Below are 22,227 nucleotides of genomic sequence, written 5' to 3' on the forward strand. Positions count from 1 at the left end.
CCCTGTTTTCAGATGTGTGGCCTTGTCGAACACAAGGCCACACATTCCACTACCGAGTCAGAAACTTCAGAAAAGCTTGCGACCCTTGTTCGCGGCGATACGCATGCGCAACGCGTTGAGCTTGATGAAGCCCGCCGCGTCGGCCTGGTTGTAGGCGCCGCCATCTTCTTCGAAGGTCGCAATGTTGGCGTCGAACAACGAGTCGTCGGATTTGCGGCCAGTGACGATCACGTTGCCCTTGTACAGTTTCAGGCGCACGACGCCGTTCACGTTGACCTGGGACGCATCGATCATCTGTTGCAGCATGACCCGCTCAGGGCTCCACCAGTAACCGGTGTAGATCAGGCTGGCGTACTTGGGCATCAGCTCATCCTTGAGGTGAGCGACTTCGCGGTCCAGGGTGATCGATTCGATCGCACGGTGGGCGCGCAGCATGATGGTACCGCCTGGGGTCTCGTAGCAGCCACGGGACTTCATGCCCACGTAGCGGTTCTCGACGATGTCGAGGCGGCCGATGCCGTGTTCGCCACCGATACGGTTGAGGGTCGCCAGCACGGTGGCCGGGGTCATTTCGACGCCGTCCAGTGCAACGATGTCGCCGTTGCGGTAGGTCAGTTCCAGGTACTGCGGCTTGTCCGGTGCGTTCTCCGGGGAGACGGTCCAGCGCCACATGTCTTCTTCGTGCTCGGTCCAGGTGTCTTCCAGCACGCCGCCTTCATAGGAGATGTGCAGCAGGTTGGCATCCATCGAGTACGGGGATTTTTTCTTGCCGTGACGCTCGATCGGGATCGCGTGCTTTTCAGCGTAATCCATCAGCTTTTCACGGGACAGCAGGTCCCATTCGCGCCACGGTGCGATCACTTTCACACCCGGCTTGAGGGCGTAGGCGCCCAATTCGAAACGAACCTGGTCGTTACCCTTGCCGGTGGCGCCATGGGAGATGGCGTCAGCGCCGGTTTCGTTGGCGATTTCGATCAGGCGCTTGGCGATCAACGGACGGGCGATGGAGGTACCCAGCAGGTACTCGCCTTCGTAAACAGTGTTGGCGCGGAACATCGGGAACACGAAATCACGCACGAACTCTTCGCGCAGATCGTCGATGTAGATTTCTTTTACGCCCATGGCCTGCGCCTTGGCGCGAGCAGGTTCGACCTCTTCACCCTGACCCAGGTCAGCGGTAAAGGTCACCACTTCACAGTTATAAGTATCCTGCAGCCACTTGAGGATCACCGAAGTGTCCAGGCCGCCGGAATACGCCAGAACGACCTTGTTTACGTCCGCCATGCCATCACTCCACGGGGTTCTACGGAAAGCCGTCAAGTCTACCGGTCATGCAGAATAATTTACAGTGGCGCGACAGCTTATGACGACGAAGCGACAGATTATGTCGAGTGAGCGACGATACGCCGCACCTCAGGAGGTCTTCGCCGCGCTCGCTGCTGCCGTGGCCTGGGGCGCTGGCGTCTCGGTGGGCGCAACACGTGCGAGATGAACGTTGACCCGGCGATTTTTCGCCCTGTTGGCCGCCGAGGTGTTGGGCGCCAAGGGATAACGCTCGCCGTGGAAGCGTACGGTGATCTGCGACTCCTGGACACCGTTGGCCTTGAAGTACTCCATGACGGCGAGCGCCCGGCGTCGTGACAGCTCACGATTGGTCAGGCGATTGCCGCTGTTGTCCGAGTGACCGTCGAGCTCGATGTGATTGACCGTCGGATCGGCCTTCATGAAATCCAGCATGACCTGCAACTGAGCCTTGGCGTGCGCATCGAGCTCGATCCCTTCGCCCGGGAAGCCGATCTGCGATTGCTTGACCTGCTCGAAATTCTTCGGCAGCAGCTTGGCCACGCAGCCCTGGTAGTCGTTGAACGCCTTGTTGAATTTAACCGGCAGCAAACGCACTTCCGACACCCGACCATCGCCCGAATAATGCCGCACGACCGGGCTGCGTCCGTCCATCAGGCCACTGATCAGGCGTCCCGCCTGAACTTGCGAGCTGTTGAACAGCACGTTGCCGCTGCCGATCTTCACCGAGCCGAGATTGATGTCCCCGCGCCCCGGCTGCCAGGGTGCAGCCGCCGCCAGCAACGTCGCCGAACCGCCCCCCACCATCGAGTTGTAGGCCTTGAGGCGAAACGTCGCCTGCTCGCCCGCACGACGCACGAACTCGCCCGAACCGAAATCGGTGATCGGCTGGGTCAGGCGGCACTCGAACTTGTCCCCTTCGACCGTCCACTCGATGCTCTCCAGACGGGTCTGGAAAGTGAGCGCCATCGCGGGAAGGCTGGCAAACACACTGAGCAAGGCTAGATAACGCTGGCGCACGGGAGGCTCCACTGGCTTTTACAAAAAAGACTTCTACAACAAAAAGACCGATACATATTTACGGCATACCTGTTGGATATCGGAAGCTTGCGGCAAAACTTGATAGCGAGTGCCTGAGAGAGTCTTTTCCGGTAGCATTCCCCCCAGTTTGACCCGCCTGGAATTCCCTCATGTCCGACCGCCTGACCCTACTGCGTCCCGACGACTGGCACATTCATCTTCGCGATGGTGCCGTGTTGACCAATACCGTTGCGGATGTGGCGCGCACCTTTGGTCGCGCCATCATCATGCCCAACCTGGTACCGCCGGTGCGCAACGCCGCTGAAGCCGACGGCTATCGCCAGCGGATTCTCGCCGCACGTCCGGCCGGCAGCCAATTCGAACCCTTGATGGTCCTGTACCTCACCGACCGCACGCAGCCTGAAGAAATTCGCCAGGCCAAGGCCAGCGGTTTCGTGTACGCCGCCAAGCTGTACCCGGCCGGTGCAACCACCAACTCGGACTCCGGCGTCACCAGCATCGACAAGATCTTCCCCGCGCTCGAGGCGATGGCCGAAGTCGGCATGCTCCTGCTGGTTCACGGTGAAGTCACCCGCGGCGACATCGACGTGTTCGACCGCGAAAAAATCTTCATCGATGAGCACATGCGCCGTGTGGTCGAGCGTTTCCCTACGCTCAAAGTGGTGTTCGAACACATCACCACGGGCGACGCCGTGCAGTTCGTCAATGAAGCTTCGGCCAATGTTGGCGCGACCATCACCGCGCATCACCTGCTGTACAACCGCAACCACATGCTGGTCGGCGGGATTCGGCCGCACTTCTACTGCCTGCCGATTCTCAAGCGCAATACCCATCAGGAAGCCCTGCTCGACGCCGCCACCGGAGGCAGCGAAAAGTTCTTCCTCGGCACCGACTCGGCGCCCCATGCCCAGCACGCCAAAGAGGCCGCCTGCGGTTGCGCCGGTTGCTACACCGCATTTGCCGCGATCGAGATGTACGCCGAAGCCTTCGAACAGCGCAATGCGCTGGACAAACTCGAGGCGTTTGCCAGCCTCAACGGCCCTCGCTTCTACGGCCTGCCGGCGAACACCGACCGCATCACCCTGGTCCGCGAAGAGTGGACCGCCCCTGCCAGCCTGCCGTTTGGCGAGCTGACTGTCATCCCGCTGCGCGCCGGTGAAAAACTGCGCTGGCGCCTGCTGGAGGAACACGCGTGAGTGAAGACCATTTCGACGACGAACAGGACGGTCAGGGCGCCGGTGGCCCTCGCCACCCGATGGCTGCGCGCTTCCGGGGATACCTGCCAGTCGTTGTCGATGTTGAAACCGGCGGTTTCAACTCTGCCACTGACGCCTTGCTGGAAATTGCCGCGACCACCATCGGCATGGACGAAAAAGGCTTCGTGTATCCCGATCACACCTATTTCTTCCGTGTAGAGCCATTTGAAGGCGCCAACATCGAAGCGGCCGCGCTGGAATTTACCGGCATCAAGCTCGATCACCCGCTGCGCATGGCGGTGAGCGAAGAAACGGCACTGACCGATATTTTCCGTGGCATCCGCAAATCATTGAAAGCCAATGGCTGCAAGCGGGCAATCCTGGTGGGGCACAACAGCAGCTTCGACCTGGGCTTCCTGAATGCCGCCGTCGCGCGGCTGGACATGAAACGCAACCCGTTTCATCCGTTCTCCAGCTTCGACACCGCCACCCTGGCGGGTCTCGCCTATGGCCAGACCGTACTGGCGAAAGCCTGTCAGGCCGCTGACATCGATTTCGACGGTCGCGAAGCCCACTCGGCTCGCTACGACACCGAGAAGACGGCGGAGCTGTTCTGCGGCATCGTCAATCGCTGGAAGCAAATGGGCGGCTGGGAAGACTTTGACGATTGATGTCGTTGCAAACGCGCCCATAAAAAAAACCGGCCCATGATGGCCGGTTTTTTCTTGCCTCGAACGCGCCTTACAGGGCAGCAGCGTGCTCGGTCAGGTAGGCCGCGACACCTTCCGGCGAAGCGTTCATGCCCTTGTCGCCTTTCTTCCAGTTGGCAGGGCAGACTTCGCCGTGCTCTTCGTGAAACTGCAGGGCGTCGACCAGACGGATCAGCTCTTCCATGTTACGGCCCAGCGGCAGGTCGTTGATGATCTGCGAACGGACAACGCCTTTGTCGTCGATCAGGAACGCGCCACGGAAAGCCACGCCGCCTTCGGACTCAACGTCGTAGGCCTTGGCGATTTCGTGCTTCATGTCGGCCGCCATGGTGTAACGGACTTCGCCGATACCGCCATTGTTGACCGGCGTGTTGCGCCAGGCGTTGTGGGTGAAGTGCGAGTCGATCGAAACAGCGATCACTTCCACGTTGCGTGCCTTGAAGTCAGACATGCGGTTGTCCAGAGCGATCAGCTCGGATGGGCAGACAAAGGTGAAGTCCAGCGGGTAGAAGAACACCAGGCCGTATTTGCCTTTGATGGCCGACGACAGGGTGAAGCTGTCGACGATTTCGCCATTGCCGAGAACGGCCGGTACGGTGAAATCCGGGGCTTGCTTGCCTACGAGTACGCTCATTGAATATCTCCTGGTGTAAAAACGTGAAGTTCCGGGTTAGTGCCAGCCTGTCACCCTCAGGCGACAGCCCTGTGACACTCACCCCCTTCATAAGGACCGGCCATCATACACTGCGTTTTTAAGCTGTCCTCAACGGATTTTCACCGGAGCGCCGAAAGGACGTCGCGAGGACTGATAGCAGATTGCCCGGAAAAACCGTTCGTCAGTCCTGGCAGCTAATTACTCAAAGCTGTCAGAAACCACTTTGACAATCATTCTCGTTAACATTAAGATCCATCGCAATTGAGACACAAACAGCGACGGTTTTACTTATGTATGTCTGCCTCTGCACTGGCGTCACCGACGGTCAAATTCGCGATGCAATCTACGAAGGATGCTGCAGCTACAAGGAAGTCCGTCAGGCGACTGGCGTAGCCAGCCAATGCGGCAAATGCGCCTGCCTGGCCAAGGAAGTGGTCCGTGAAACACTGACCAAACTGCAAACCGCCCAGGCCGCGATTCCTTATCCCGTAGAATTTACCGCAGCATAAATACCCCGCTTTCAAAGAACCGGACTTGATGTCCGGTTTTTTTATGTCTGAAAATCAATTGGTTACGCGCAAGACGCGGAACACAAACATTCTTATTCCGATTAATTTTCATTTATTATTCAATAACTTAGGTTTGACACCCCTGATTATGCGGCTCAAACTCTGCCCTATAGACAGCTATTACAGGGCAGGACCCCATCATGAAAGGCGACATCACAGTCATCCAGCATCTCAACAAGATCCTTGCCAATGAGCTGGTCGCGATCAATCAATACTTCCTGCATGCACGCATGTATGAAGATTGGGGCCTGAACAAACTTGGCAAGCACGAGTACCACGAATCCATCGACGAGATGAAACACGCGGACAAGCTGATCAAGCGCATCCTGTTCCTGGAAGGTCTGCCTAACGTGCAGGACCTGGGCAAGCTGCAGATTGGCGAGCACACCCAGGAAATGCTGGAGTGCGACCTGCGTATCGAACGCACCGGTCACGCCGACCTGAAAGTCGCGATCGCGCACTGCGAAACCGTGGGTGACTTCGGCAGCCGTGAACTGCTCGAAGACATTCTCGAGTCCGAGGAAGAGCACATCGACTGGCTGGAGACCCAGCTGGGTCTGATCGACAAGATCGGCCTGGAAAACTACCTGCAATCGCAGATGGGCGACGACGAGTAATTTTCGTTTCCCATTAAAAAGCCCCGCTCTCTCGAAGAGGCGGGGCTTTTTTGTGCCTGCGGGCCTGCGAAAACGCAATCAGGCCTTGGCAGCAGCGGCTTCGACAGCCGACTTGATGGTGGTTTGCAGCGAACCGTCTGCAGCCATCTCGGTCATGATGTCGCTACCACCGACCAGCTCGCCCGCAACCCACAGTTGCGGGAAGGTTGGCCAGTTGGCGTATTTTGGCAGGTTGGCGCGGATTTCCGGGTTCTGCAGGATGTCCACGTACGCAAACTTCTCGCCACACGCCATCACGGCCTGCGCAGCTTTTGCGGAGAAGCCGCACTGCGGGGCATTTGGCGAGCCTTTCATGTAGAGCAGAACGGTGTTGTTAGCAATCTGCTCTTTAATCGTTTCGATGATATCCATGGAGCACCTCGACTGAACTTTCCGACTCAGGGGTCGGCACGGTGGCGCATTGTAACGGAAAGCCGAGCGCCATGCTCGGCCTCTCCGACAGACCCGTTCAAGCCGCCGCCACCGTTACCGGTACACCGTTCAACGCCGCATTGCCCGACAGCTCATCGAGCTGACATTCGTCGGTCAGGTCATTGGCACTGCAACCCGGCTGGCTGCTGGCAATGGTCATCTGCACGCCGGGCCGCGCATGGCCCCAACCGTGGGGCAGGCTGACCACGCCTTGCATCATGTCCGGACTGCCAAGCACTTCCACCTCGATCACGCCGACCCGGGAGCTGACCCGCACCCGCTGCCCGTCGCTGAGCCCGCGACTGGCGAGGTCATCCGGGTGCATCAGCAACTGGTGACGCGGCTTGCCTTTCACCAGCCGGTGGTAATTGTGCATCCAGGAATTGTTGCTGCGCACATGACGACGACCGATCATCAGCAGCTCATCGGCGGCCGGCGCCCGCGAAGAGGCGAAACGAGCCAGGTCGGCGAGCATGACCTCGGGCGCCGCCTGCACGCGCTGGTCAGCGGTTTTCAGGCGCGCTGCCAGGTTGGGCTTGAGTGCGCCCAGGTCTACGCCATGGGGGTGATCGAACAGCGTCGCCAGCGACAATTTGTGTGCCGATGCATCGCCGTAGGCGCCCATGCGCAACCCCAGGTCAATCATCTTGGCCGGCGGCATCGTTGGCTTCAATTCCTTGCCGGTTTTTGCAGCGAAGGCGTTCGCCAGCCCGACGAATATCTCCCAGTCATGCAACGCCCCCTCCGGCTTGGCCAGAATCGCGCGGTTGAAGCGGGTGACGTTGCGCACGGCAAACAGGTTGAACGTGGTGTCGTAGTGATCATTTTCCAGGGCGGATGTCGACGGCAGGATCAGGTCGGCATGACGGGTGGTTTCGTTGATGTACAGGTCGACACTGACCATGAACTCCAGTCCGTCCAGCGCCTGCTCCAGTTGCCGGCCGTTGGGTGTCGACAGCACCGGGTTGCCGGCCACCGTGATCAACGCCCGCACCTGCCCTTCCCCGCCGGTGAGCATCTCTTCGGCCATGGCCGACACCGGCAGCTCGCCAGCATATTCCGGGCGTCCGGAGACCCGGCTCTGCCACAGATTGAAATGCCCGCCGGAGGTGGTTGCCACCAGGTCCACGGCCGGTTCGGTGCACAGCGCACCGCCGACGCGATCGAGGTTGCCGGTCACCAGGTTGATCAGTTGCACCAGCCAGTGACAAAGCGTGCCGAAAGCCTGAGTCGATACCCCCATGCGCCCATAGCAGACCGCCGTCGGCGCCGCTGCGAATTCCCGGGCCAACTGGCGTATCTGCTCGGCCGGCACCGCACAGAGCGGGCTCATCGCCTCGGCCGTGAACCGCGCTATCGCCTGGCGAACCTGTTCCAGGCCTTCCACCGGCAGATGGCTGTCGCGGGTCAGGCCTTCCTCAAACAGCGTATTGAGCAAGCCGAACAACAACGCCGCATCGCCCCCCGGGCGCACGAACAGGTGCTGATCGGCGATCGCTGCCGTCTCGCTGCGGCGCGGGTCGACCACCACCACTTTGCCGCCCCGGGCCTGAATCGCCTTCAGGCGCTTTTCCACATCCGGCACGGTCATGATGCTGCCGTTGGACGCCAGCGGGTTACCGCCGAGAATCAGCATGAAGTCGGTGTGATCGATGTCCGGGATTGGCAACAGCAAGCCGTGGCCGTACATCAAATGGCTGGTCAGGTGATGCGGCAACTGGTCGACCGAGGTCGCGGAAAACCGGTTGCGGGTCTTCAGCAAGCCCAGGAAGTAATTGCTGTGGGTCATCAGCCCATAGTTGTGCACGCTGGGGTTGCCCTGATAGACCGCCACCGCATTCTGCCCGTGGCGCGCCTGAATCTGCGACAACCGCTCGGCGACCAGATTGAAGGCGTCTTCCCATTCGATCGGCTGCCACTCATTGCCGACCCGCTGCATCGGCTGGCGCAGCCGGTCGGGATCGTTCTGAATGTCCTGCAGGGCAACCGCCTTGGGGCAGATGTGTCCGCGACTGAACGTATCCTGGGCGTCGCCCTTGATCGAGGTGATTTGCACGCTGCCATCGGTCTCGGTGGTCTCGATGGTCAGGCCGCAGATGGCTTCACACAGGTGGCAGGCACGGTGATGGAGAGTCTTGGTCATGGCCAGTCTCTTTCTTGTACTGGGCGGGCATTATCGGCCGCGGGACCAAAACTATGGCCCGCGCCCCGTCGCGGCGCCAGCGACGTTCGAATTGTGAATCGGCCGCCATCAGCCCAGCCGATGGCCGCCCGTCCTCAGTTGGATGGCAGCCTGGGCGGCGCCTGCATCTGGATTTCCTGAATGGTTTCGATCTGCTCGTGGGCGACGTGTACGCCGGTGAGTTCACCGATGATCCGCCAATGCTCGTCAAGACCGGCGCTGATGGTGGCCATGCGGTCGATCATGCGCCGACCGGCGGCCTTGGTGACCTCGTCATTACTTCGCAAGAGCTCGAAGGACATCGATGTCATGGAAGCCGTGAGGTGCGTCAGTGCCCGGGCCGTCAGGCCGAGCAATTCCATGAGTTGCTGTTCTTTCGATTCCATTCCGGGGACTTCCTGCGTCGATCGTGACTTATTTATAACCCAGCACATTGCATTAGCAAGTGTTTCAGACGAAGCACATTGCCATTAACGATGGCTGGCAACCGATCAAAAACCGACAACCACAGCGTCATCCCCGTCCCGCTTGATTGCCAAGCCCCGCAAGCCCGGTGTACAAATGTCCCGCTGCTGTCAGGAAACCACTTCAAACGCGCTATTGCGGCCTCCCCTCATAGCCCCTCTGAAATCCGTCAAAACCGTAGCCTATTGGAAAAACGCGACATTTAGTGTCAAGATCGCGCCTTCCCTATTTCGTCGCCCCGTGCGGCTTACGCCGCAGGTCTCGCCCGTTGTTCCGTATGACAAGGCTTTGAGTATCTGCGGTCTGTTGCAAAAAGGTAGTCAATGATGAGCGCTAGGCACTTTCTCTCCCTGATGGACTGCACGCCCGACGAACTGGTCAGCGTGATCCGTCGAGGCGTGGAGCTCAAAGACCTGCGTAACCGCGGCGTACTGTTCGAGCCATTGAAAAACCGCGTGCTCGGGATGATTTTCGAGAAGTCCTCGACCCGCACCCGTATCTCATTCGAAGCCGGCATGATCCAACTGGGTGGCCAGGCGATCTTCCTGTCGCCACGGGATACCCAACTGGGCCGCGGCGAGCCGATCGGCGACGCCGCCATCGTCATGTCGAGCATGCTCGATGCGGTGATGATTCGCACCTTCGCCCACAGCACCCTGACCGAATTCGCCGCCAACTCCCGCGTGCCACTGATCAACGGCCTGTCCGATGACCTGCACCCGTGCCAGTTGCTGGCCGACATGCAAACCTTCCTGGAACACCGCGGGTCGATCCAGGGCAAGACCGTGGCCTGGATCGGCGACGGCAACAACATGTGCAACAGCTATATAGAAGCGGCGATCCAGTTCGACTTCCAGCTGCGCATCGCCTGCCCCGAAGGTTACGAGCCCAACCCCGAGTTCGTGGCCAGGGCCGGTGAGCGGGTGACCATCGTGCGCAACCCGCAGGATGCCGTGCGCGGCGCCCATCTGGTGAGCACCGATGTCTGGACCTCCATGGGCCAGGAAGAAGAGACGGCCAAGCGCCTGAAGCTGTTCGCGCCTTTCCAGGTCAATCGCGCGCTGCTCGACCTGGCGGCCGAGGACGTACTGTTCATGCACTGCCTGCCCGCCCACCGTGGCGAGGAAATCAGCCTCGACCTGCTCGATGACCCGCGCTCCGTCGCCTGGGATCAGGCAGAAAATCGTCTTCACGCACAAAAGGCCCTGCTCGAGTTTCTCGTCCCGCCTTCGTACCATCACGCATGAGCCAGCCATTACTGCTTAACCTGCACAACCTCGCCTGCGGCTATCAAGACCAGCGCGTGGTGCAAAACCTCAACCTGCATCTCAATGCCGGCGACATCGGTTGCCTGCTCGGTTCGTCGGGTTGCGGCAAAACCACCACATTGCGGGCGATCGCCGGTTTCGAACCGGTGCACGAAGGTGAGATCACCCTGGCGGGCGAAACGATCTCCAGCGCCGGTTTCACCCTGGCCCCGGAGAAACGCCGGATCGGCATGGTGTTCCAGGACTACGCCCTGTTCCCGCACTTGAGCGTGGCCGAGAACATCGCCTTCGGCATTCGCAAGCACCCGCACAAAGACCGGGTCACCGAAGAACTGCTGGAACTGGTCAACCTGAAGAACCTCGGCAAGCGTTTTCCGCACGAACTGTCGGGGGGCCAGCAACAGCGTGTTGCCCTCGCTCGCGCCCTGGCACCGGAACCGCAATTGCTGCTGCTCGACGAACCCTTTTCCAACCTCGATGGCGAACTGCGGCGCAAACTCAGCCACGAAGTGCGCGACATCCTCAAGGCCCGGGGCACCAGCGCGATTCTGGTGACCCACGACCAGGAAGAAGCCTTCGCAGTCAGCGACCACATCGGGGTATTCAAGGAAGGTCGGCTCGAGCAGTGGGACACGCCCTACAACCTGTACCACGAACCGCAGACCCCCTATGTCGCCAGTTTCATCGGCCAGGGTTACTTCATTCGCGGCCAGCTGAGCAGCCCGGAATCGGTGCAGACCGAGCTCGGTGAACTGCGTGGCAACCGGGCCTACACCTGGCCGACCGGCGGCGCGGTGGACGTGCTGCTGCGCCCGGACGACATCGTTCATGCGCCGGACAGCGCGCTGAGGGCACGGATTGTCGGCAAGTCATTTCAGGGGGCGTCAACCTTGTACCGCTTGCAGATGCCGACCGGGGCGCAGCTCGAGTCGATTTTTCCGAGTCATGTCGATCATCAGATCGGCGCGGATGTCGGGATTGCGGTGGCCGCCGATCATCTGGTGCTGTTCCAGGCGAACGGCAGTACAGCGGCGCAGATTCCACCGGTTGAATCGGGTGTGCGGCGGTACAGCACGGCCGGCTGATACACGGATCAAGGTGGGAGCGAGCCTGCTCGCTCCCACCTTGATCCGGGTCAGGCCAGCATCAGCGTGCCACTGGCGACCAGGGTCGCCTGCCCACCGATCTTCACCCGCTCCCCCTCAAGACGGCAGAACAACTCGCCACCGCGCCTGGAACATTGATAGCCCGTCAGGCTCGACTTGCCCAGGCGTTTCGACCAGTACGGAATCAGGCTGCAATGCGTCGAGCCCGTCACCGGGTCTTCATTGATGCCGATGGCCGGTGCGAAATAGCGCGAGACGAAATCATGCTTGCTGCCTTTGGCGGTGACGATGGCGCCCAGCCACGGCAGCTTGGCCAGCGCGACCATGTCTGGCTGGCAATCGAGCACCGCCTGCTCGGACTCCAGCACCACGAACAACTCGTTCGAGCCCCGCACATCCACCGCTTCGACACCCAGCGCACGCTCGACGTCCACGGTCACACCCACTTCCGACGTCTCGATGGCCGGGAAGTCCAGCCACAACCGATCACCTTCGCGACTCACGCTCAGCGGTCCGGATTTGCAGATGAAATCCAGGCGCTGTGCAGGCTCTTTATGGATGTCGAACAAGACATAAGCACTGGCCAGCGTGGCGTGCCCGCACAAGGGCACTTCGGTGGTGGGCGTGAACCAGCGGATGCGCCAACCCTGCCCTTCGCGCACCACAAAGGCGGTTTCGGCGAGGTTGTGCTCGGCAGCAATTTTTTGCATCAACTCGTCGGCGAGCCAGGCATCGAGCCGATAAACCATCGCCGGATTGCCACCGAAAGGCCGATCACTGAACGCATCGACCTGGTAAAACTCAAGCTGCATAAATCTTCTCCCTGATTCAGACGCGACCGATTTCGGCAAACGTCGCCTGAGTATGCTCGGCCAACACGGCCGGCGCCAATTCAACCTCCAGACCGCGCCGCCCGGCACTGACAAAGATGTTGGCGAACGCCTGAGCCGAGGTGTCGATAAACGTGCGCAGACGTTTTTTCTGCCCGAGCGGACTGATGCCACCCAACAGATAACCGGTGGAGCGCTGCGCGGCGGCCGGGTCGGCCATTTCGACTTTCTTGACCTTGGCCGCCTGGGCCAGGCCTTTCAAATCCAGGGTGCCGATCACCGGCACCACCGCCACCAGCAATTCCCCTTTCTCGCTGGCAGCGAGCAAGGTCTTGAACACCTGCGCAGGATCCAGCCCAAGTTTTTCCGCCGCCTCGAGCCCGTAGGACGCTGCCTTCGGATCATGTTCGTAACTGTGTACCTGATGTTCGGCACGAACCTTTTTCAACAAATCCAATGCAGGGGTCATGACAGCTCCAGACGGGGCAGCAGGAAAAAACAATGCGTCCGATTCTAGGACATTGCCTCGCAAAACGCTCTATCCCGGAGGCGTTTGAGCGGCATGGAATGATGCCCTACCGTTCGTCAGCGCTGCTCGGCCGAATAAAACAAAACGATCATTCATGTGACTAATAGTTCTGATATGACCGGTGGTTCACTTTCGATCTTTGACACTTATGTTTTCTGACTATATTTTTTCGATTACGAATACCGTATAACGCGACAACGCGACACCCAGCAGTAAATCGGGAATCAGGGTGGGGACCCTCCCGATGAAAATCGCGCCTTGATCCTGGTCAGGAAAAAGCGCCAGAGAAAAAAAACAAAGAGGTTTTTGATGACAACTGCTTTACGACAACCGTCACTCTCCAGCCAATGCATGGCCGAGTTTCTGGGCACTGCGCTGCTGATCTTTTTCGGTACCGGTTGTGTTGCCGCGCTCAAGGTCGCGGGTGCCAGCTTCGGCTTGTGGGAAATCAGCATCATCTGGGGCGTGGGCGTGAGCATGGCGATCTATTTGACCGCCGGCATTTCCGGGGCTCACCTCAATCCTGCCGTCAGCATTGCGCTCTGTATTTTCACCGACTTCGAAAAGCGCAGACTGCCGCTTTACATACTTTCCCAGGTCGCCGGCGCGTTCTGCGGCGCCTTGCTGGTTTACACGCTGTACAGCAACCTCTTCTTCGATTACGAACAAACCCACCACATGGTGCGTGGCAGCCAGGCCAGCCTGGAACTCGCGTCGGTGTTTTCCACTTTCCCGAATCCTTCGTTATCCACAGCCCAGGCCTTCCTGGTTGAAGTGATCATCACCGCGATCCTGATGGGCGTGATCATGTCGCTCACCGACGACAACAACGGCTTGCCGAACGGGCCGATGGCACCGCTGCTGATCGGGCTGCTGATTGCCGTGATCGGCAGTTCGATGGGACCACTGACGGGTTTTGCGATGAACCCGGCGCGTGATTTCGGCCCCAAGCTGATGACTTTCTTCGCCGGCTGGGGTGAAATTTCCCTCACCGGCGGGCGTGATATCCCGTATTTCCTGATCCCGATTTTTGCACCGATCATCGGTGCCTGCCTCGGTGCCGCCGCTTATCGCGGGCTGATTGCCCGGCATTTGCCAGGCACCGAACCTGCTACAACGAAAGCAGCACCGAGCATTGACGGCAAACCACGTACTTCTTGATACCGTAGGCGCGTGATCCTGCCCTTCGATCCGCGCCTGACTTCACCCCCTTATTTCGACCAAGGCAATCGACATGACCGACCTTCAGAACAAGAACTACATCATTGCCCTCGATCAGGGTACGACCAGCTCCCGCGCGATCATCTTCGACCGCGATGCCAACGTGGTCTGCACCGCCCAGCGCGAATTCGCCCAGCACTACCCGCAGGCCGGCTGGGTCGAACACGACCCGATGGAAATCTTTGCCACCCAGAGCGCGGTGATGGTCGAAGCACTGGCGCAAGCCGGCCTGCATCACGACCAGGTGGCCGCCATCGGCATTACCAACCAGCGGGAGACCACCGTGGTCTGGGACAAGACCACCGGCCGGCCTGTCTACAACGCGATCGTCTGGCAGTGCCGGCGCAGCACCGAAATCTGCCAGCAACTCAAACGCGATGGCCACGAGCAATACATCAGCGACACCACCGGTCTGGTCACCGACCCGTACTTCTCCGGCACCAAGCTCAAGTGGATCCTCGACAACGTCGAAGGCAGCCGTGAACGGGCGCGCAATGGCGAACTGCTGTTCGGCACCGTCGACAGCTGGCTGATCTGGAAATTTACCGGCGGCAAGGTGCACGTCACCGACTACACCAACGCCTCGCGCACGATGCTCTTCAACATCCACACCCTGGAGTGGGATGCGAAGATGCTCGAGGTGCTGGATATCCCCCGCGAAATGTTGCCAGAGGTGAAGTCGTCCTCCGAAATCTACGGCCGCACCAAAAGCGGCATCGCCATCGGCGGTATCGCCGGCGACCAGCAGGCCGCGCTGTTTGGCCAGATGTGCGTCGAGCCGGGCCAGGCGAAAAACACCTATGGCACCGGTTGCTTCCTGTTGATGAACACCGGCGAGAAAGCCGTGAAGTCGCAACACGGCATGCTGACTACCATCGCTTGCGGTCCGCGTGGCGAAGTCGCCTACGCACTGGAAGGTGCGGTGTTCAACGGCGGCTCGACCGTTCAGTGGCTGCGCGATGAACTGAAGATCGTCAATGACGCCCATGACACCGAATACTTTGCCAACAAGGTCAAGGACAGCAACGGCGTGTACCTGGTGCCAGCCTTCACCGGTCTCGGCGCGCCCTACTGGGACCCGTATGCCCGTGGCGCGTTGTTCGGCCTGACTCGCGGCGTTCGCGTGGACCACATCATTCGTGCGGCCCTGGAGTCGATTGCCTACCAGACCCGTGACGTGCTCGACGCCATGCAGCAGGATTCCGGCGAACGCCTCAAAGCCCTGCGCGTGGACGGCGGCGCGGTGGCGAACAACTTCCTCATGCAATTCCAGGCCGACATTCTGGGCACTCAGGTCGAACGCCCGAAAATGCGTGAGACCACGGCGCTCGGTGCCGCTTATCTGGCCGGCCTGGCCTGTGGTTTCTGGGGTAGCCTGGAAGAGTTGCGCGACAAGGCCATCATCGAGCGCGAGTTCGAACCGACGCTGGACGAAGCCGCCAAGGAAAAACTCTACGCCGGCTGGAAAAAAGCCGTCAGCCGCACCCGCGACTGGGAACCGCACGAAGGCGCTGAATAAGCCAGGGACCGGACCGGTATCCGGTTGTAACTGGCAGGGAGCAGATTCCTGCGGCATCATGGGCAAATTTTGCACGGCAGCCCAAAGGACGCCCCATGAATCTGCCTCCCCGTCAGCAGCAAATCCTCGAACTGGTTCGCGAACGCGGCTACGTCAGTATCGAGGAAATGGCCTCGCTGTTCGTCGTTACCCCCCAGACCATCCGCCGCGACATCAATCAGCTCGCGGAAGCCAATCTGCTGCGTCGCTACCATGGCGGCGCGGCTTACGACTCCAGCGTCGAAAACACCGCCTACGCGATGCGCGCCGACCAGATGCGCGATGAAAAGCAGCGCATCGGCGAAGCCATTGCCGCGCAGATCCCTGACCACGCCTCGCTGTTCATCAACATCGGCACTACCACCGAATCGATCGCCCGGGCGCTGCTCAACCACAGCCACTTGAAGATCATCACCAATAACCTGCACGTCGCTTCGATGCTCAGCGCCAAGGATGACTTCGACGTCCTGTTGACCGGCGGCAACGTGCGGCGCGACGGTGGCGTGGTCGGTCAGGCGAGTGTCGATTTCATCAATCAGTTCAAGGTCGACTTCGCCTTGGTCGGCATCAGCGGTATCGATGAAGACGGCAGCCTGCTGGACTTCGATTACCAGGAAGTGCGGGTATCCCAGGCCATCATCGCCAATGCCCGGCAGGTGATCCTGGCGGCCGACTCCAGCAAGTTCGGACGCAACGCCATGATTCGCCTGGGGCCGATCAGCCTGGTCGATTGCCTGGTGACCGATCAGCAGCCGGTGCCGGCGCTGGCGCAGTTGTTGAGTCAGCATAAGGTTCGGTTGGAAGTCGTTTGATCACCTTGGCTTCTCTGTAGCCTGTGCCGGCCCCATCGCGAGCAAGCCCGCTACCACAGTTGATCCGTGTCGTTAACACAACCACTGTGGGAGCGGTCTTGCTCGCGAAGGGGCCGGAACAGACAACATCCCACTTGCGCTAAAAACGCGCCCTCATGTTCGAAAATTTTCCTTTAGCCACCCTTCGATGAGTTTTTTCAATCGAAGCAGGCTGGCTGTGCACGGCTTATTGGGCTACCATTTTCGCAAATGAACATTAATGTTCGAATTCAAATACCGAAAATCAAAAAAAGCCTGAGGCCATGCGATGCCCACTTCTACCTTGTCTACGCCCCCTATCGCTGAGGTCTACGACATTGCCGTCATCGGTGGCGGGATCAATGGCGTGGGAATCGCAGCGGACGCCGCCGGTCGCGGCCTCTCGGTATTCCTTTGCGAAAAGGACGACCTGGCCAGCCACACGTCGTCAGCCAGCAGCAAACTGATCCACGGCGGCCTGCGCTACCTCGAACATTACGAATTCCGTCTGGTCCGTGAAGCCCTCGCCGAGCGCGAAGTGCTGCTGGCCAAAGCGCCGCACATCGTCAAGCAGATGCGCTTCGTATTGCCGCATCGCCCGCACCTGCGCCCGGCCTGGATGATCCGCGCGGGCCTGTTTCTGTATGACAACCTCGGCAAACGGGAAAAGCTCGAAGGCTCGAAAAGCCTGAAGTTCGGCCCGGACAGCCCGTTGAAAAGCGAAATCACCAAGGGTTTCGAATACTCCGATTGCTGGGTAGACGACGCCCGCCTGGTGGTATTGAACGCCATGGCCGCCCGCGAAAAAGGCGCCCATGTTCACACCCAGACCCGCTGCGTCAGCGCCCGCCGCACCAAGGGCCTGTGGCACCTGCACCTGGAACGCGCCGACGGCAGCCTGTTCTCGATCCGCAGCAAGGCACTGGTCAACGCGGCCGGTCCATGGGTCGCCAAGTTCATTCGTGATGACCTGAAGATGGAATCGCCCTACGGCATCCGCCTCATCCAGGGCAGCCACCTGATCGTGCCGAAACTGTACGAGGGCGACCACGCACACATTCTGCAGAACGAAGATCAGCGTATCGTTTTCACCATTCCGTACCTGAACCAGTTCACACTGATCGGCACCACGGATCGCGAATACACCGGTGACCCGGCAAACGTGGCGATCACCGACGGCGAAACCGATTATCTGCTCAAAGTGGTCAATGCCCACTTCAAGAAACAGATCAGCCGCGACGACATCCTGCACAGTTATTCCGGCGTGCGCCCCCTGTGCAACGATGAATCCGACAACCCGTCGGCCGTCACCCGCGATTACACCCTGGCCTTGTCGGGTTCCGCTGAAGAGGCCCCGTTGTTGTCGGTATTCGGCGGCAAGCTGACCACCTACCGCAAACTGGCCGAATCGGCACTGGCGCAACTGGCGCCGTACTTCCCGCACATCAAGCCGCGCTGGACCGCCAGCGAGACCCTGCCGGGCGGTGAAGACATGAGCACCCCGCAGGCCCTGAGTTCGCGGATTCGCGATCAGTACGATTGGGTGCCCACGGAAATCGCCCGTCGTTGGTCCACCACTTACGGCAGCCGCACCTGGCGCATGCTGGAAGGCGTGCAGACCCTCGCCGACCTGGGCGAACACATCGGCGGCGGCCTTTACAGCCGCGAGGTCGATTACCTGTGCAGCGAGGAATGGGCGACTACCGCGCATGACATCCTGTGGCGTCGCAGCAAGCTGGGCTTGTTCACCACCGCAGCCGAACAGCAGAAACTCGTGGACTACCTGAACAAGGTAGAGCAGAACCGCGGCAAGATCGAAGCGGCCTGATCGACCGGACCACTGTGAGCGAAAGCCCCCGAATCTCACGATTCGGGGGCTTTTTCCGTTCTGGGCACCTACACATTCCCCTGTGGGAGCGGGCTTGCTCGCGAATACGGTGTGTCAGATACGAAATAATGAATGACACGCCGCCATCGCGAGCAAGCCCGCTCCCACAGGGATGATCAACCAGCATGGCAAAGCATTCGGTTTTCCGAACAGAGCATTGACATTCATTCGGTTAACCGGATTTTCTGATATCAAAAAAACATCAACCAAAACTAATAATGCTTATAAATCAGCAGGTTGACTCATCAGCCCTGGCCTGGCATGACTCATGCTCTACACTTCTTGACGAATGCTTGCTGTGCACAACCGCAGAACCCAGCAAACGTTCGAAGCTCAAAAGGGCCGATCAACTGGCTCCATAAAAAAAACAATGTCGAGGACAATTTGATGCGCATCGTTCCCCACATCCTGGGCGCAGCCATTGCTGCCGCTCTGATCAGCACGCCAGTTTTTGCCGCCGAACTCACCGGCACCCTGAAGAAGATCAAAGACTCCGGCACGATCACCCTCGGACACCGTGACGCGTCCATTCCTTTCTCCTACATCGTGGACGCTTCCGGCAAACCGGTCGGCTACTCCCACGACTTGCAGCTGAAAGTCGTCGAAGCGCTGAAGAAAGAGCTGGACCTGCCCAACCTCCAGGTCAAATACAACCTGGTGACTTCGCAAACCCGTATCCCGCTGGTGCAGAACGGCACCGTAGACCTGGAATGCGGTTCCACCACCAACAACGTCGAGCGTCAGCAACAGGTTGACTTCTCCGTGGGCATCTTCGAAGTCGGCACCCGCCTGCTGGCCAAGAAAGACTCTGCCTACAAGGACTTCGACGACCTGAAAGGCAAGAACGTCGTGACCACTGCCGGCACCACGTCCGAGCGCATCCTCAAGGCGATGAATGCCGACAAGCAGATGGGCATGAACGTCATTTCCGCCAAGGACCATGGCGAGTCCTTCCAGATGCTGGAAAGCGGCCGCGCCGTAGCGTTCATGATGGACGACGTGTTGCTGGCCGGTGAGATGGCCAAGGCCAAGAAGCCGGCTGACTGGGCCGTTACCGGCACGCCACAGTCGTACGAAATCTACGGCTGCATGGTGCGCAAGGGCGACGAGCCGTTCAAAAAGGTGGTGGACGACGCCATCAAGGCCACTTACGCCTCGGGCGAGATCAACAAGATCTACGATAAATGGTTCCTGCAGCCAGTTCCGCCTAAAGGCGTGAACCTGAACTTCCCGATGAGCGACGAGCTCAAGGCGCTGATCGCCACGCCGACCGATAAAGCGGCTGACGACAAGAAATCCTGATTTCTGTCTAACCTTATCTCCTGAGAGGGTCGTTGCCCTTTCAGGAGTTGTCACTCCCTGCTGGCATCAATCTGGAAACACTCGAACCGGTGGCTGTCGAGCCGCTCGTGTGTGCCCGATCGTCGCGATTGGGTGGGAACGGAGTTTCCCCAGGCGGGCATTTGTAAATCGATAGAATCCGAGGGGAGACCCTAATGAATTACAACTGGGACTGGGGCGTGTTCTTCAGATCCACCGGAGTGGGCAGCGAGACGTATCTCGACTGGTACATCTCCGGTCTGGGCTGGACCATCGCCATCGCCATCGTGGCCTGGATCATCGCCCTGGCATTGGGCTCGATTCTGGGTGTCATGCGCACCGTACCGAATCGCCTGGTGTCGGGCATTGCGACCTGCTACGTGGAAATCTTCCGTAACGTGCCGCTGCTGGTGCAGCTGTTCATCTGGTACTTCCTGGTGCCCGACCTGCTGCCACAGAACCTGCAGGACTGGTACAAGCAGGACCTGAACCCGACTACGTCGGCCTTCCTCAGCGTCATCGTGTGCCTGGGCCTGTTCACGGCCGCACGGGTTTGCGAACAGGTGCGCACCGGCATCCAGGCACTGCCCAAGGGCCAGGAATCGGCCGCTCGCGCCATGGGTTTCAAACTGCCGCAGATCTACTGGAACGTGCTGCTGCCCCAGGCTTACCGGATCATCATTCCGCCACTCACGTCGGAATTTCTCAACGTCTTCAAGAACTCGTCCGTGGCGTCGCTGATCGGCCTGATGGAATTGCTCGCGCAGACCAAGCAGACCGCCGAATTCTCGGCCAACCTGTTCGAAGCGTTCACCCTGGCCACGCTGATCTACTTCACCCTGAACATGAGCCTGATGCTGCTGATGCGCATGGTCGAGAAGAAAGTCGCCGTGCCGGGCCTGATCTCCGTAGGGGGTAAATGATGGAATTCGACTTCTCGGGCATCATTCCTTCCCTGCCGGGCTTGTGGAACGGCATGGTCATGACCCTGCAATTGATGGCGATGGGTGTCGTCGGCGGGATCATCCTCGGCACCGTGCTCGCACTGATGCGCCTGTCCCACAGCAAACTGCTGTCGAACCTGGCCGGCGCCTACGTCAACTATTTCCGTTCGATCCCGTTGCTGCTGGTCATCACCTGGTTCTACCTGGCGGTGCCTTTCGTGCTGCGCTGGATCACCGGCGAAGACACCCCGATCGGCGCCTTCACCTCGTGCATCGTGGCCTTCATGATGTTCGAAGCGGCCTACTTCTGCGAAATCGTCCGTGCCGGCGTGCAGTCGATCCCCAAGGGCCAGATGGGTGCCGCACAGGCGCTGGGCATGACTTATGGCCAGATGATGCGCCTGATCATCCTGCCGCAAGCGTTCCGCAAGATGACCCCGCTGTTGCTTCAGCAAAGCATCATCCTGTTCCAGGACACCTCGCTGGTCTACGCCGTCGGCCTGGTGGATTTCCTCAATGCTTCGCGTGCCAGCGGCGACATCATCGGTCGCTCCAATGAGTTCCTGATCTTCGCAGGTCTCGTGTACTTCATCATCAGCTTTGCCGCCTCCCAGCTGGTCAAGCGTCTGCAAAAAAGGTTCGCCGTATGATCTCTATCAAGAACATCAACAAGTGGTATGGGGACTTCCAGGTGCTGACCGATTGCAGCACCGAGGTCAAGAAAGGCGAAGTGATCGTGGTGTGCGGGCCGTCCGGTTCCGGCAAGTCGACCCTGATCAAATGCGTCAACGCCCTGGAGCCGTTCCAGAAAGGTGACATCGTGGTCGACGGCACCTCCATCGCCAACCCGAAGACCGACCTGCCCAAGCTGCGCTCGCGCGTGGGCATGGTGTTCCAGCACTTCGAACTGTTTCCGCACCTGACCATCACCGAAAACCTGACCATTGCGCAGATCAAGGTGCTGGGCCGCAGCAAGGAAGAAGCCACCAAGAAAGGCCTGCAACTGCTGGAGCGTGTCGGCCTCTCGGCTCACGCCCACAAGCACCCCGGCCAGCTTTCCGGCGGTCAGCAGCAGCGCGTGGCGATTGCCCGTGCGCTGGCGATGGACCCGATCGTCATGCTGTTCGACGAACCGACCTCGGCGCTGGACCCGGAAATGGTCAACGAAGTGCTCGACGTGATGGTGCAACTGGCCCATGAAGGCATGACCATGATGTGCGTGACCCACGAAATGGGCTTCGCCCGCAAAGTGGCGGACCGGGTGATTTTCATGGACGCCGGCAAGATCATCGAAGACTGCCCGAAAGAGGAGTTCTTCGGCGACATCAACAGCCGCGCCGAACGCACCCAGCACTTCCTCAACAAGATCCTGCAGCACTGAGAAAACACCGCACTCCCCTTGTGGGAGCAGGCTTTCTCGCGAAGGCGGCGGCACATTCAAAATGGATGTGACAGACACTACGCCTTCGCGAGCAAGCCCGCTCCCACATTGGGTCGGCGGTGGTGTTGAGATTTGTGTTGTGGT

22 protein-coding genes are annotated in these 22,227 nt (G+C 59.7%); 14 read left to right on the forward strand and 8 right to left on the reverse strand.

Annotated elements, in window-relative coordinates; all coding sequences use genetic code 11:
• Positions 1-66: 66 nt before the first annotated feature.
• Together QIW53_RS05855 and QIW53_RS05860 are read right to left on the reverse strand one after the other, a co-directional pair.
• Entirely contained in the window at positions 67-1,284 is a 1,218-nt protein-coding gene (locus tag QIW53_RS05855; RefSeq protein ID WP_371048692.1) for an argininosuccinate synthase, read from the reverse strand.
• 129 nt (positions 1,285-1,413) lie between these two features.
• Positions 1,414-2,322, reverse strand: coding sequence for a flagellar protein MotY (locus QIW53_RS05860; protein ID WP_371048693.1), 909 nt, complete (start codon positions 2,320-2,322; stop codon positions 1,414-1,416).
• Between the two features lie 170 nt (positions 2,323-2,492).
• On the opposite strand from QIW53_RS05860, the gene pyrC reads away from it, so the two are divergent.
• Entirely contained in the window at positions 2,493-3,539 is a 1,047-nt protein-coding gene (pyrC, locus tag QIW53_RS05865; RefSeq protein ID WP_371048694.1) for a dihydroorotase, read from the forward strand.
• The gene (gene rnt / locus QIW53_RS05870) at positions 3,536-4,210 is read left to right on the forward strand and encodes a ribonuclease T (RefSeq protein WP_371048695.1); all 675 of its coding nucleotides are present in this window, start codon (positions 3,536-3,538) and stop codon (positions 4,208-4,210) included. The genes pyrC and rnt overlap by 4 nt, the downstream gene beginning before the upstream one ends.
• 70 nt (positions 4,211-4,280) lie before the next feature.
• Here the strand turns inward: rnt and QIW53_RS05875 are convergent, their stop codons facing one another.
• Positions 4,281-4,883 carry a peroxiredoxin gene (locus QIW53_RS05875; protein ID WP_192305345.1) on the reverse strand — a complete coding sequence of 201 codons (603 nt, stop codon included), beginning with the start codon at positions 4,881-4,883 and terminating at the stop codon, positions 4,281-4,283.
• 311 nt (positions 4,884-5,194) lie between these two features.
• Here QIW53_RS05875 and QIW53_RS05880 point away from each other — a divergent pair, with 311 nt between their 5' ends.
• Positions 5,195-5,413, forward strand: coding sequence for a bacterioferritin-associated ferredoxin (locus tag QIW53_RS05880; RefSeq protein ID WP_093430580.1), 219 nt, complete (start codon positions 5,195-5,197; stop codon positions 5,411-5,413).
• 200 nt (positions 5,414-5,613) lie between these two features.
• Positions 5,614-6,090: a bacterioferritin gene (gene bfr / locus QIW53_RS05885; RefSeq protein WP_371048696.1), complete on the forward strand. Its 477-nt coding sequence runs from the start codon at positions 5,614-5,616 to the stop codon at positions 6,088-6,090.
• A 78-nt stretch (positions 6,091-6,168) separates the two neighbouring features.
• Here the strand turns inward: bfr and grxD are convergent, their stop codons facing one another.
• The 3 genes from grxD to QIW53_RS05900 all read right to left on the reverse strand — a co-directional run bounded on the left by grxD (position 6,169) and on the right by QIW53_RS05900 (position 9,129).
• Entirely contained in the window at positions 6,169-6,501 is a 333-nt protein-coding gene (gene grxD / locus QIW53_RS05890; protein ID WP_192305341.1) for a Grx4 family monothiol glutaredoxin, read from the reverse strand.
• Positions 6,502-6,598: 97 nt separating this feature from the next.
• Positions 6,599-8,704 (reverse strand): molybdopterin oxidoreductase family protein, encoded by a 2,106-nt coding sequence (locus QIW53_RS05895; protein WP_371048697.1) that lies wholly within the window; start codon positions 8,702-8,704, stop codon positions 6,599-6,601.
• 134 nt (positions 8,705-8,838) lie between these two features.
• Positions 8,839-9,129, reverse strand: a complete 291-nt coding sequence (locus QIW53_RS05900) for a hypothetical protein (protein ID WP_371048698.1) — start codon at positions 9,127-9,129, stop codon at positions 8,839-8,841.
• Positions 9,130-9,534: 405 nt separating this feature from the next.
• On the opposite strand from QIW53_RS05900, the gene argF reads away from it, so the two are divergent.
• Entirely contained in the window at positions 9,535-10,455 is a 921-nt protein-coding gene (gene argF, locus QIW53_RS05905; RefSeq protein WP_371048699.1) for an ornithine carbamoyltransferase, read from the forward strand.
• Positions 10,452-11,561: an ABC transporter ATP-binding protein gene (locus QIW53_RS05910; protein ID WP_371048700.1), complete on the forward strand. Its 1,110-nt coding sequence runs from the start codon at positions 10,452-10,454 to the stop codon at positions 11,559-11,561. Before argF ends, QIW53_RS05910 begins: the two co-directional genes overlap by 4 nt.
• 50 nt (positions 11,562-11,611) lie before the next feature.
• Here the strand turns inward: QIW53_RS05910 and QIW53_RS05915 are convergent, their stop codons facing one another.
• The gene (locus QIW53_RS05915) at positions 11,612-12,394 is read right to left on the reverse strand and encodes a PhzF family phenazine biosynthesis protein (protein WP_371048701.1); all 783 of its coding nucleotides are present in this window, start codon (positions 12,392-12,394) and stop codon (positions 11,612-11,614) included.
• Between the two features lie 16 nt (positions 12,395-12,410).
• Positions 12,411-12,881, reverse strand: coding sequence for a Cys-tRNA(Pro) deacylase (gene ybaK / locus QIW53_RS05920; protein ID WP_371048702.1), 471 nt, complete (start codon positions 12,879-12,881; stop codon positions 12,411-12,413).
• A gap of 369 nt (positions 12,882-13,250) precedes the next feature.
• On the opposite strand from ybaK, the gene QIW53_RS05925 reads away from it, so the two are divergent.
• From QIW53_RS05925 to QIW53_RS05960, 8 genes are all read left to right on the forward strand, one after another.
• Positions 13,251-14,102 (forward strand): MIP/aquaporin family protein, encoded by an 852-nt coding sequence (locus tag QIW53_RS05925; protein ID WP_371048736.1) that lies wholly within the window; start codon positions 13,251-13,253, stop codon positions 14,100-14,102.
• 73 nt (positions 14,103-14,175) lie between these two features.
• A complete protein-coding gene (gene glpK / locus QIW53_RS05930) occupies positions 14,176-15,681 on the forward strand; it encodes a glycerol kinase GlpK (protein WP_371048703.1) in 1,506 nt (501 codons plus the stop codon).
• A 95-nt stretch (positions 15,682-15,776) separates the two neighbouring features.
• The gene (locus QIW53_RS05935) at positions 15,777-16,532 is read left to right on the forward strand and encodes a DeoR/GlpR family transcriptional regulator (protein WP_371048704.1); all 756 of its coding nucleotides are present in this window, start codon (positions 15,777-15,779) and stop codon (positions 16,530-16,532) included.
• 307 nt (positions 16,533-16,839) lie between these two features.
• Positions 16,840-18,378: a glycerol-3-phosphate dehydrogenase gene (glpD, locus tag QIW53_RS05940; RefSeq protein WP_371048705.1), complete on the forward strand. Its 1,539-nt coding sequence runs from the start codon at positions 16,840-16,842 to the stop codon at positions 18,376-18,378.
• 447 nt (positions 18,379-18,825) lie between these two features.
• Positions 18,826-19,740 carry a glutamate/aspartate ABC transporter substrate-binding protein gene (locus QIW53_RS05945; RefSeq protein WP_371048706.1) on the forward strand — a complete coding sequence of 305 codons (915 nt, stop codon included), beginning with the start codon at positions 18,826-18,828 and terminating at the stop codon, positions 19,738-19,740.
• Positions 19,741-19,934: 194 nt separating this feature from the next.
• Entirely contained in the window at positions 19,935-20,681 is a 747-nt protein-coding gene (locus tag QIW53_RS05950) for an amino acid ABC transporter permease (RefSeq protein ID WP_371048707.1), read from the forward strand.
• Entirely contained in the window at positions 20,681-21,352 is a 672-nt protein-coding gene (locus QIW53_RS05955) for an amino acid ABC transporter permease (protein ID WP_371048708.1), read from the forward strand. The genes QIW53_RS05950 and QIW53_RS05955 overlap by 1 nt, the downstream gene beginning before the upstream one ends.
• Positions 21,349-22,083, forward strand: a complete 735-nt coding sequence (locus QIW53_RS05960) for an amino acid ABC transporter ATP-binding protein (protein ID WP_192305323.1) — start codon at positions 21,349-21,351, stop codon at positions 22,081-22,083. The genes QIW53_RS05955 and QIW53_RS05960 overlap by 4 nt, the downstream gene beginning before the upstream one ends.
• The last annotated feature ends 144 nt before the right edge of the window (positions 22,084-22,227 follow it).

Source organism: Pseudomonas fluorescens (assembly GCF_041354075.1).
GTDB classification, from domain to species: domain Bacteria; phylum Pseudomonadota; class Gammaproteobacteria; order Pseudomonadales; family Pseudomonadaceae; genus Aquipseudomonas; species Aquipseudomonas fluorescens_CE.